The organism is Legionella busanensis (assembly GCF_900461525.1).
GTDB classification, from domain to species: Bacteria; Pseudomonadota; Gammaproteobacteria; order Legionellales; family Legionellaceae; genus Legionella_C; species Legionella_C busanensis.
Genome location: NZ_UGOD01000001.1, coordinates 1,631,249 through 1,643,522, shown reverse-complemented (window position 1 = coordinate 1,643,522; position 12,274 = coordinate 1,631,249). Strand labels below are relative to the sequence as shown.

Sequence of the window (12,274 nt, the reverse complement as noted above, 5' to 3'; positions counted from 1 at the left end):
CAAATAGCTGTCAAACTTACTAGCATATAACGGACTTACGTTTCGCTTGCGATAATTTTTATACCTAATGTAACCTTATTATTTAATAATGTCTTGCTATACTTTTTGAAATACAACTTGATAAATCAAACAAAAATATAGCTAAAAACATATAACCAATCACTTAATATAAAATAAATGGATAGTTACCCAAATATGATATTTAAGGAGCTTATCTACTTAATACCATTAAGCTGTTTTTTCTTAACTAGTAACAGAAATTTTAGTATTTAAATCCAATTCTCTAATTAGAGCTTCATCAGCTTTATATTTTGGCTGAATTGATGCATTTAAGCTAACAAGATCTGGGTTTTCGTCTAATATTTTAAAAATGCTCTCAATTGTTCTTGGTAGTTTTTTTTCTTTAATTACCCTACATAATGCTTCAAACATTTCTAAATCCTGCACATAATCTAACGTTAAACGATATTCACGTACCAGCTTATCTGGCAAGTTAACATAATTTAATTTAAATATTTCAGGGTTATTTTTAAAATACCAAGTCATATATTCTGAATAGGGAGCACTACCTAGATGAAATAAAACAGTTTGTAACGCCTGTACATTAATAATTTCGCAGCTAGTACCTATTGCAGCATCAAGTGTCATAGTAAAATCAGCACCAGCTTCAAAATGACTATTTAATAAAATTTCAGCAATTTCTGGAGAAATAAAAGGACAATCGCCCGTTACTCTTATAATGACATCTAGATCATATTTTTCAGCAGCAGCCACATAACGAGAAAGTACATCATTAGGATCGCCTTGAAAAAATTGAACCTTATCATTTAAGGTAAATTTTTTTAATTCTTCATCTTCACTCAAATTAGAAGTTGCTAGAACAACAATATTTTGGCACGGTATCTTTAAACAATTTTCTAGACACATTTCGATTGAGGGTTGTCCGCCAATTGGTAATAATGCTTTTCTTTTTAATCTAGAACTTTTTAATCTGCAGCCAACGACAACCCCAATCTTTGCTTTTTTAAACATATCTTCGGTAATAGTTTTACCTATAGGTACTACTGTTTTAATTATCATTTTTTTTTCTTGTATTTTTTTTATCTCATTTAATGATAAACCCAATTGAGATGTCCTTCTAAATAAGAAATCTTTATTATTGATAAACTTTTTAGATTCAATATTTCTCTTAGTAATAGGAATTTGTATACTATTTGCTAAATACGTTTTTTCTGCTTCATTAATAAAAGGACCTGTTGAAGCATGTAACCAATTATTTATTTTCTTAAAAAGCAAAATAAACTCATGTGGCTCAAGTGATGAAAAGTAATCGTATATTGTATTTTTTCTATCTAAACAAATATGTTTTTCAATCAGCTTGCAACCATAAGCAAGCGCATAAATTGGTAAATCAATTGAATAAGATTCATTTGCATCGGAATGTTCAGCAATACATATTCTATTATTAAAGCAAGATTGAATAACTTTTATTTTTTGAAGAGCCGTAGAGCTAATTTCTGTTGGATATGACTGAAAGCCAAGCTGTAGGATAATTTCTTTAAAGTTTAATAATTTAAACTCGCTTACAAAATTACTTATATCATTAAGATCATAGCCTGAAATATTTATTAATAGCCTAAGATTACATAAGTTTATTTTCTTAAGGCCAGCTTTTACCTCGTAATTTTGTAATACAGATGCTTGTAATTTTATTCCGTCAATAAAATCAATATTATTTTTAAGGATCTCAATGCCAAATAAATCAAAGATATCTAACCATACCTTACCAATTTTCTCTTTTGACTCTTCAATTATTTGATTCCAAAATAAAGGTTTAAATGATATCTCTTGATAAATTTTATAGTAAGGATAATCTTGTAAAGCAAGGGTATCAGGGGAAAACACTTGTAATTTTATTGATTTATTTGGATAGTCAAAATTTGCTATAGTATTCACTAAGCTTATAAGCTTCTTACTATTACCATCATGTGAATTTGCACATTCTATTATAATTTCTGGGTAACTATTTTCAGTGAGACTCATTGACAGCACTCCTCAAGCTTAGAACATACATAATTCAATTGCTCCTCTAAAAGATCAGGATACATAGGCAGACTCATTGCTCGATGATAATACTTTTCAGCTACTGGACAATAGCCTTGTTTAAAACCTAAGCTTCGGTAATAAGGTTGTAAATAGACAGGTATGTAATGAACATTAACACCAATACCTGCATTTCGTAATTCACAAAAAATTTGCTTTCGGCTTTTTTTCAACCGTTCAATTTCTAATTGAATAGGGTATAAATGCAAAGCTGAGTAAGATTTGTTGTCTTGGTAAGGTATAATTACTGGAAGATTTTGTAAAAGGGTATCGTACTTTTCTTTCAATATTTGTCGTTTATTAATAAAAAAATCTAATCGCTCAAGCTGGCTAATACCTAATGCTGCCTGTAATTCAGTCATACGATAATTAAAACCAAGATCTACTTGCTCATAATACCAGCCTTCGTCATTATTAACAGTCATTAGCTTAGGATCACGAGTAACCCCATGACTACGTAGTAATTGCATTTTTTCGTATAATGATTGTTGATTAGTAACAGCCATACCGCCTTCTGCTGTAGTAATTATTTTAACCGGGTGAAAACTAAATATAGTAATATCTGAAAAACTTGAATTACCAACTGGGTTATCTAAATATCTGCTACCTATTGCATGCGAAGCATCTTCAATTATTTTGAAGTTATATTCTTTAGATAACTTATATATCTTATTCATTTCACAAGATTGACCTGCAAAATGAACAGCAACTAAAATCTTAGGTAATTTATTTGTTTTCTTTGCTAAGATGAGTTTCTCTTCAAGTTTTTCAACGCTTAAATTATAAGTTAAAGGATCAATGTCAACGAAATCAAGCTGGGCGCCACAGTATAAACCGCAGTTTGCAGAAGCAACAAAGGTGTTTGGGCTTGTCCATAAATAGTCTCTTTCTTTAAGACCTAATGCCAAGCAAGCAATATGAAGTGCTGAGGTTGCACTATTTGTAGCTACAGCAAACTTAGCTTCACAATATTTTGCGATGTACTGTTCAAATTTAGGAACTACAGGTCCTTGAGTAAGAAAATCGGATTTAAGTACCTCGACAACATGCTCAATGTCTTGTTGCTGGATGGACTGTGTTGCATATGGAATCACTAATCTTCCCTTTGTCATAAACAAAAATCCTCTGATTATTAATTAATAGCTATTGCTTGCTGATTAGATGAAATCTTAGCTTGAGTTTTATTAAACATGACTGCTTCTATTTTTTTAGCTATTTTTTGTACTAATTCATCTTGACATCCATATTCTGCTTGAACATGCTGCATTGAATTAAACCAAACATCACAGCCTTCTTCGTTTATAGAACGCCATTTTAACTCGCCGTGGCATGAAAAAATTAAACCAAAACATCCTAGTGCGCCTGCTAAATCGCTAACTACTGTATTAGCAGATACAATGAAATCTAAATTTTTCATCAAACATGCAACACCATCAAAATCATTAAATTGATCTAATTGATCAATAGTTATTAATTTATTAGGATATAAAGAGTTAACCCATTGCACATCTTCTTTATCTTCATCACTATTTTGTAAATTAATATAAACAACACCTGGTATTTTAAAAATGGGTTCTAATTGTTTCAAAGTTAAATAATGAATATTTCTCATTGCATTGGATAAAAAACTTCGCCAGCTTAATCCTATTAATACCACGTTACGTGGTAAATGTGATTTAAACTCATTTATTCTTGACGCATTAGCTTTTAAATAAGGCTTTCCAGGAAAATCATTAAATTTTTTCCTAAACTGCCAGAGAAGCTCAGTTAATAACTGAATTTGATTAGCATCTTCAACTGCTTGGTGGCCATTATTATCAAGTGCATTAATTAAATCAGAGCCTGGTAAAAGATTATAAATTTTCCTTGGATATTGAGGAGTTATAAATCGGCTACGTTTAACCGGCACAAAATTAATCATTGGAAATGAACGTTTAAAGAGTTCGTATAAACGATAATCACAAGTAATTTTAAAATTATTAGCGCCAAAAGCATTACATACTTCATCATAGATTGAAGAAAATCTAATTTCTTCAGCTGGCCCTGAGCTAAAAATCAATAAAAGGTTGGAGACATTATAGTTATCATCACGCCTATATTTTTGAAAGCCATAATAGTTAATAAGTAAGGACTTTAATTTTGTATCACAAAAGCATTTAAAGCCTTCTTCAATCCGTTTTAAGCCAAAATAAATTGGCATAATATGTCCTTCCTCAGTTAAATCAATTTTATACTGCTTTGACTCTTCGATTCTTTCTAAGGCTTCACCAAAATAACCTAAAGCTTTTAGTAAACGAAGCATTTCAGTATAAATATCATGATTTTTTCTTTTTTTAATAACTTGTCTCATTAATTGAAGTGCACGATTAACTTCACCTGTTACTGAGTACAATTTAGAAGCTGTAATATATAATTTATCTGATAACTCTTTATGACAAACTAAATTTTCCACAATTTCTAAGGCGCGCTTAGTATCATTTATCTCTAAATAAGCTAAAGCCTTCTGAATAGTTTGATCATTATCTAAGTTAAGTATTGCTTGGAATAATTTATAATAACTAGTATCTAGATAGGATTTAAAAATAGCCCAGCTTTTATTGATTCGATCAGGATTAGTTTTTAATTGCAAAACAATTTTGCTAATGAGTTTTTTATCATACTTACTTATAAGATTTGAAGAAGTATTTTCAATCTCAATATGCAGCCCTGCACGGTTATGTAGTTTAAACCAAATTTTTTGTTGAAATGCTGCTATTTGTCGTGCAGAACGGGAATCAAATTTTAATGAAGCTAATTCAGCACATTTTATGAATAAGATACTTGAAGTATTGCCTGATATAAATATTTTTTTTGCAACCTCGATAAATTGTTCATACGCTCTATTCTTGAATAACACATCCAAAAGCTGCATATAATTATTAAGCGAATCTTTATCGATTTTTTTATTAAATTTATCATCTGATTGTATATTATTTTCTTGAGCGCGGTAATCTAATTTATCACCACGATCGAATATTTTATTTAAATAATCTAGCTTTTCTAATACTGCAGTTCTGTCTATATTATTAACATCAGCATATTCATTTATCATCCAATAAAGATGCTGAATAATATATTTGGCAGGTCTTTCGTCAGCAAGCTTTAAAAGCAAATCATTAAAAATATCCTTATCAATATATTCACGTACTTTTTTTAAAAAGAAATCGCAACTAATATCATCCATAGCACCAGCTAAACTAAAAGTATAAACAATTTGATATAACCTTCCCGGTGCTTTGCTAATGTCACGTGTAAAATCAATACAACTTAAATTATTATTTATAAAATCTCGAATACCACTATCTGTATAATTTTCGAAAAATAATTGTGGCCAATAATCTGAACTTAATTTTTCCCTTAAATTTTCTTCTTTATCTAATTTTAATAATTTACTCTTCTCAAATAAATCATATTTATGATCTGCTTTTATCTTTATACAAGCAGCTTGTATTCCAAGGAAACTATCTTGTAAATCAGCTAAATATCGAGGATATAGTAAATAAACACCTGCTACTAATTCTAAAATAGATAATTTTGCTTTTCGTCTAGGTATTGTACACCGATCATCAGTTAATCCCCAACCTGCATAAAATGGTGTTCCAACTGTAGTAACTTTAATACCTCTTATTAAGGCCTCTAAGCCAGATAGTGAACTAATAGTATAAACATGATCTATAGTTTGTAATAATTCAGGTAATGGCTCAGAAGGATCGATAATTTCAGCGACTTCTTTTATAGCTCTTAGCTCTGATTTCTTCTTTTTATAAATTGCATAAGTCTGCGGATGTGGGCGATATAAAATAGTTGCCCCTGGATTTTCTAAATAAGCTAATAAAACTAGCCGACTAGGCACCCATTTTTGAGGATTTCCAAAACGAATAGCAGCGTCGTTTTCTACTTGGCCCAAAATAACAACCTGCTTATTTACTTGTACAAGACTATTTTCTTTTTTCTTAGTTAAATGCGCAGGATTATATTTTGAAATCTTTGATTTTGTGATTAGTTGCAATACATCACTAGCCTTCTCAATTAAAGCGTTATTTTCTTTAAAGTTATAGCTGTTTAATATTTCTTCTATGTTAGAGGTTTTTGCGCCATTAAAATAAAGCCCTTTTTTATCTAAAATAATGGAATATGGTGTTGTGTGTAAAGCGCCCATTTCTGCTGATCGAATAAAGCCATCTTCCATTCTATAAATAGGTATTTTAAAAAATTTTGAAAATAATCTCACAGATAGTTTTTCTTTGAAACTCCAAACAATAATAACGTGAGGTTTCTTTTTCTCGAATAAAAAGTACTTTATTACATTAAATCCTAATTTTTTAATCGGGGAAAAAGCTGTACAATATTCAGGAAGATAGGCACTTATAAAACCGAATTTCCAATAGTTAAACCCAATCATTAAAGCAATCGGTTTTAATTTATCCTTTTCTTTCCAATTCCTACCTACTAAGGACAATCTAGAATAGGCATTTCTTTTACAAAATACAAAATAGGAATCAATTAACTCAAATGGATAAGCGTATTTAACTGAACTTTTCTTTGAATTTTTATTTGCACGGCCTATAAATAATCTAATTTTCTTAACCAAATTGCGCGTTCTATTCCCTTTATAAAACATAATTTAACTCGCTTATTCAAGATTATATTATCTCAAGTTCATTTGATGTTTAAAGTGCAATTTAATATTTAATAGCTCTTCAAAGAAGTATTATCTTTTAAATTTTTGCATTAAAAGTTCGTGAACTCCAAAGAAACAGATTGAACTTCCAAAAATCAAGTTACTTTTAGCTTTACATATCTGTAGGTCGCTAATTTAAAATTAGGCCATTTCTAATTCACTAATTTGACTATTATTGTTTAGCAACTTTGTTTTAATAGGAATAAGCCTTATACCTTCAGCCATAAGCGCATTTTCATTGAACACTCTAATTGCATCACCCTTTAAAAACTCTGTATTCGTACCAGAATTATATTCAAAACTATCAACTACAGGTGTTCCTGTTTCACCTAAGCAATTTACTTGATAATCAATCTGAGAGTGATGGAATTTAATTGTAGGTCTAATTACAAAATGATCTTCAAATTCTATTGTTAACCGTGAATCATCGGCAGGACACATAATTTCATGTAACTTTTCACCAGGACGTATTCCAACAATTCGCTTCTCTAATTGAGGTGCCATTATTTCTGCTAATTCTATGATTCGTACAGAGGGTAACTTAGGTACAAAAATTTCTCCGCCATACATACGTTGAAAACTTTTAAAAACAAATTCGACACCTTGTGGCAAACTAATCCAGAAACGCGTCATTCGTTCATCTGTGATAGGTAAGAATGATGCATTTTCTTTAATTAATTGCTCAAAAAATGGCACAACAGAGCCTCGTGATCCAACAACATTACCGTAACGTACAACTGAAAAAATGGTGCCATCTTTTCCAGAAATATTATTAGCAGCGATAAATAACTTATCTGATGCTAACTTAGTAGAACCATATAAGTTAATCGGATTTGCTGCTTTATCTGTGGATAAAGCAATAACTTTTTCAACTCCATTTCTAATAGCTGCATTAATAACATTTTCAGCACCATGAATATTTGTTTTAATACATTCCATTGGATTATACTCAGCTGCAGGAACTTGCTTTAGAGCAGCAGCATGAATAACGATGTCGACATTTTTCATAGCAAAATTTAATCTGCTTTCATCACGCACATCGCCAATAAAATAACGCATACAATCATCATTATAATCTTTCATCATTTGAGATTGTTTTAACTCATCCCTAGAAAAAACAATCACCTTATTGGGTTTAAATCTATTAAGAATAAAATGAACACAATTTTTTCCAAAAGAGCCAGTACCACCCGTGATAAGAATATTTTTATTATTAAACATATTACATCCCTATTTATAAATTAATTTTTTTTAAGAATTCTATTAACAATATTCCGTATTTTATCTTAATAAAATGACCTTTGTTCCTTGCTAAATTAAAGTCAATTTACAAAAGTCTCATGCAAGTTAGCTAAATAAATTTTTATATAGTCTTCTATTTGCTTACTTAGAAGGTTTGCTAATACATTATGTCCAGTATTACTTAAATGATGTCCATCTGGATGCAAAATTGTTTCCCCATGCTTTTCAAATTGCTCTTGCATATCTATATAAAAACAATTTTCAACTATATACGACTTCATTATCTTGCAATATTCTTTAATTACTTCATTTTGTCTAGGCGCTTTTGAAAGCATATGCTGATTAGTAGGAGTTATACCTATGATAAATAACGGCATTGATGAATTTAATTGCACCTTAAGTTCCATTATTTTTTCAAAAAGAATACTAAAATCTTCTAAGGAAACATTTGGAATTTGATTATCGCCTCTAAGCCAACAGTCAGTTATTCCAAAGTGTAAAATACCAATATCTGCTGCTAACCATGAAACAATATCTCTAATCCTTGTATTAATAGTACCAATCCCGCCTGCTCTAGTAGCATAATTATTTAACTCTAAATCCAAACTTGGAAATCGCTTCATAATTAGTTTTTTTAACTTATATGGATAAGTATCAAACATAGTTGTAGCTAACTCGGGATTTAAATTAATATTTTTTTGATTCCATGGCCTTGGCATACTTAAAGAATCTGTCGCTAGAGCAATAAAAAATGGTTTATTTTGATTCATTATTATAGAGGCTCCCTTTTAAATAATTTATATCTAAATAGATAAAATTTTTCTTCCTAATAAAAATGCCTCTGCAGCATTTATACCAGCACTACAACCACGCCAGCGCGCTAAATATTCTACACCTTGCAAAGAACGAGCATGCGGCCAAGGTCTCATTTCACTTTCATAAGTACTTAAAGCCCTCATTTTTAGCTCAAGCGTTTCGCTAATATCAACAAACCAGTTAGGGATAAATGGCGGTGCAGACCCTATTGGCTGCCATTCGGTACTTGATTGTGTTTCAAAAAATAATAGGGTGGGCTTTAAACTATGTGGCATAGGCCTCGTTGCTGTAATAACAGCCTCATGAATACGGCGGTGATCAATATTTACATCACCGATATGATGAGTATAAATTATATCAGGTTGAGTATTATCGATAATCGCTTCAATAACTTTAATAAGCTCTAGTCTAGATATAGTGTCTAATTTGTTATCAGGAAATTGATGAATATGGACATCAGTTACACCAATAATATGATTAGCTTGAATAGCCTCTTGATGTAACAATGCTAGTGAAGAATTAGAAGAGTTAGAAGAGTTACGACTAGTGAAACCTTCGGCAATAATATGAGTTGAAACTATATCACTTTGTAAGACATGTTTTGCAACTGTACCACCACAACCTAACAATTCGTCATCAGGATGTGCAGCAATAACTAAAACCCTATTATTCATAATTAAAAATCAATCCCTGAATATTAAATCAAATGCATATTATCGAGGCAGTATAAACAATGCAAGCACTTTATTTAACAGTTTGATTCTCTGTCAATTTTACAATAGATTTGAGTAAGTACTTATCTCGGGCAACAATTAAACCCTTATTTTTTTGGAATGATCCAGTAAAAGAAATAATTTCTCCTGTTAAATCAGTCAATACTCCACCTACTTCATTAATTATTACAGCCGCTGGCGCCAAATCCCAATCTCTAATGACTACATCTTTAACAAATAAATCAGCCGTACCATCAGCAACTAAACAAGACTTCAATCCCAGTGATCCGCACTCAATATATTGAGTTATAGGAATTTTATTAAAAATTTTGCCAGCAATATTTTTAGGCTCAGGATAATTATCAATTAAATTTATCCTTTCATTTGCAATAAGCTTCGGTAATTTACAGTTATTAAGCCAAGCTCCCTGATTTCTCCTTGCTGTCCATAATTTTTTTAAAACTGGAGCGTAAACGGCACCGTAAAGTGGTATATTATTTTCAATAAATGCCGCCTGTATTACAAAACCATCAAAACCATTATACCAACTTGCAGTTCCATCAATAGGATCAATTAACCAATAATTAGTTGGTCTAAAATCGTGAGTATAATCTTCTTCTGAAATAATTATAGTGTTTGGAAAAATTGTTTGAATAAGCTCAGATAATAATTCGTGAGCTTTTAAATCAGCTTGGGTTTTAAATTCTGTAGGTTCTATAATATTTTTAGCAGTTTGATCATTACGCCATGATTCAATCATATCACCAATTAACATTAATTTTTTTTCAAAAAAGTTTAGTTTATATAAATCCATAATTAGTTTTCAATTTAAGTAGAGATGTTCGTAAATTAGAGTGTGGATAAATAGAAAGTGAGTACAAATAAGATAAGTCAAAAGCAAAGGAAGGGTGCTGTATATTATAATCTAATTTTATAGAAAAGAATTCTGATAAAATACTGAGGAGTTTATTAATAGAATAAATATCGTTATAACCTAAATTAATAGCATTATACCCACAAAAATTAATTTTAGATAATTGAAAAATCCCGTCCGCTGCATCCTCTATATCGATGCCAGCCCAAAGTAACGGACTCTGCGGCAAATTAGGTGGTTTACCTTGCATTAAAGATTTTAGTAAATTAGCGATTAGTCCATCAGTACGATTGCCCCCAAATAATCCAGGTATTCGTATGGCAATTGAATCTCTTTTGCTTTCCTTTAGTATACATTCTCCTAGATATTTACTTTTACCATACTCTGATTGAGGTTTTCCTGCATCACTTTCTTTTCTTAATATATTAGTAGAGGGTCCATACACTGTCATAGACGAAATATATATAATTGGACAGTTAGAAGCATTTAAAATATTTTTAAGCATCTCTGAGTTAAGTAGTGAGAGACGAGTATTATTATATTCACTCAAAGACTTTGGAACAAAAGCAGCACAATGTATGATAATATCAGGTTTTAGTTTACTAAAAGTGCGTAAAACAGATGATTTATCCGTTAAATCGCATCCAAGTTTATTGCCATCCGGAGTTCGTAAAACTTCAATAACTTGAACATTATTTTGCTTAAATTTTGTAACCAAATGGTGTCCTAAATATCCATGGGCTCCCGTAATTAACACTGTTTGCATTATATCATTGCCCATTCTATCCATTGATCAGCTTTAATATTAACTTTTGCTATCTTTCCTATTACTTCTCCTTTTTGATATGGCTGAATCCCAAACCCAGGCCTTTTACATACAATATCTGCTTCAGTAATAATCTGTCCTTGTTTAATATCTTGTTTAGCATGTAATGATCTTCGAACTTTACTATACATATCTTTTTCCTCTTCACGAGGTCCATTTTTGATTCCGTTACCAATAGCCAATTCAATTGTTCTAATTTTGGTTACCATTTCTTTTAATTCAGCTGGCTCTATAGCAAAACCGTGATCAGGGCCTGGTAAGGTGCGATCCAAAGTAAAGTGCTTTTCAATAATTGCTGCACCCATTGCAACAGCTGCAGTCGGTATTGTATCTCCAAGAGTATGATCCGAATATCCTGTCACCACATTAAAAATATTTCGCATGCTTATCATAGCTTTGAGATTAGAAAGGTGGGCAGGTGCTGGATAAAGCGATGTACATTGTAGCAAGGCGATTTGACTATTGTCTTCCTCAAGACAAACCTCTACTGCTCTTTGAATATCCATCCAATTTGCTAAACCTGTTGACAAGATAATTGGCTTGCCACTTTTTGCAATATACCGAATTAGATCAAGATCAGGTAAGTCAAACGAAGCAACTTTATGAGCAGGTACATTTATCTCGTTTAAACTATCTACAGCGTCGTAATCACAGGCTGAAGAGAAAAAAATCATCCCCTTTTCTGTGGCATACTCCATAAGCGGTCTTTGCCAATCACGATTAAGCTCTAACGTTTTAATAAGATCATAAATACTCGAATAGCCCTGCAAGTAATTAGGCATTACTGCGTATTTTGATACATGGGTATTTGCTTTAAAAGTCTGAAACTTAACTGCATCTACGCCAGCTTCTGCCGCTGCATCAATATGCTGTAAAGCAAGCTTAAAATCTTGATTATGATTAGAACCTATTTCCGCAATTATAAAAGTAGGATGATTTATCCCTACTTTTTTATGAGCTATTGCAAATTCCATGTTTGA

Annotated in this window: 9 protein-coding genes; all 9 read right to left on the bottom strand. The window is 31.2% G+C overall.

Annotation, left to right across the window (positions count from 1 at the left end; genetic code table 11):
• Nucleotides 1–243: 243 nt before the first annotated feature.
• On the bottom strand, nucleotides 244–2,043 hold the full coding sequence (locus DYH30_RS07375) for a cytidylyltransferase domain-containing protein (protein WP_115331036.1): 1,800 nt from the start codon (nucleotides 2,041–2,043) through the stop codon (nucleotides 244–246).
• Nucleotides 2,040–3,215: a UDP-4-amino-4,6-dideoxy-N-acetyl-beta-L-altrosamine transaminase gene (gene pseC / locus DYH30_RS07370; RefSeq protein WP_115331035.1), complete on the bottom strand. Its 1,176-nt coding sequence runs from the start codon at nucleotides 3,213–3,215 to the stop codon at nucleotides 2,040–2,042. The genes DYH30_RS07375 and pseC overlap by 4 nt, the downstream gene beginning before the upstream one ends.
• Before the next feature lie 20 nt (nucleotides 3,216–3,235).
• On the bottom strand, nucleotides 3,236–6,763 hold the full coding sequence (locus DYH30_RS07365; protein ID WP_115331034.1) for a capsular polysaccharide export protein, LipB/KpsS family: 3,528 nt from the start codon (nucleotides 6,761–6,763) through the stop codon (nucleotides 3,236–3,238).
• A gap of 201 nt (nucleotides 6,764–6,964) precedes the next feature.
• Nucleotides 6,965–8,044, bottom strand: coding sequence for a UDP-N-acetylglucosamine 4,6-dehydratase (inverting) (gene pseB, locus DYH30_RS07360; protein WP_115331033.1), 1,080 nt, complete (start codon nucleotides 8,042–8,044; stop codon nucleotides 6,965–6,967).
• A gap of 101 nt (nucleotides 8,045–8,145) precedes the next feature.
• Nucleotides 8,146–8,835: an SGNH/GDSL hydrolase family protein gene (locus tag DYH30_RS07355; protein ID WP_115331032.1), complete on the bottom strand. Its 690-nt coding sequence runs from the start codon at nucleotides 8,833–8,835 to the stop codon at nucleotides 8,146–8,148.
• Between the two features lie 33 nt (nucleotides 8,836–8,868).
• Entirely contained in the window at nucleotides 8,869–9,555 is a 687-nt protein-coding gene (locus DYH30_RS07350) for a PIG-L deacetylase family protein (protein WP_115331031.1), read from the bottom strand.
• 70 nt (nucleotides 9,556–9,625) lie between these two features.
• Nucleotides 9,626–10,408, bottom strand: a complete 783-nt coding sequence (locus tag DYH30_RS07345; RefSeq protein ID WP_115331030.1) for a 3'(2'),5'-bisphosphate nucleotidase CysQ family protein — start codon at nucleotides 10,406–10,408, stop codon at nucleotides 9,626–9,628.
• A complete protein-coding gene (locus DYH30_RS07340; protein WP_160116173.1) occupies nucleotides 10,395–11,249 on the bottom strand; it encodes an NAD-dependent epimerase/dehydratase family protein in 855 nt (284 codons plus the stop codon). The genes DYH30_RS07345 and DYH30_RS07340 overlap by 14 nt, the downstream gene beginning before the upstream one ends.
• Nucleotides 11,234–12,268 carry an N-acetylneuraminate synthase family protein gene (locus tag DYH30_RS07335; protein ID WP_115331028.1) on the bottom strand — a complete coding sequence of 345 codons (1,035 nt, stop codon included), beginning with the start codon at nucleotides 12,266–12,268 and terminating at the stop codon, nucleotides 11,234–11,236. The genes DYH30_RS07340 and DYH30_RS07335 overlap by 16 nt, the downstream gene beginning before the upstream one ends.
• Nucleotides 12,269–12,274: the final 6 nt, after the last annotated feature.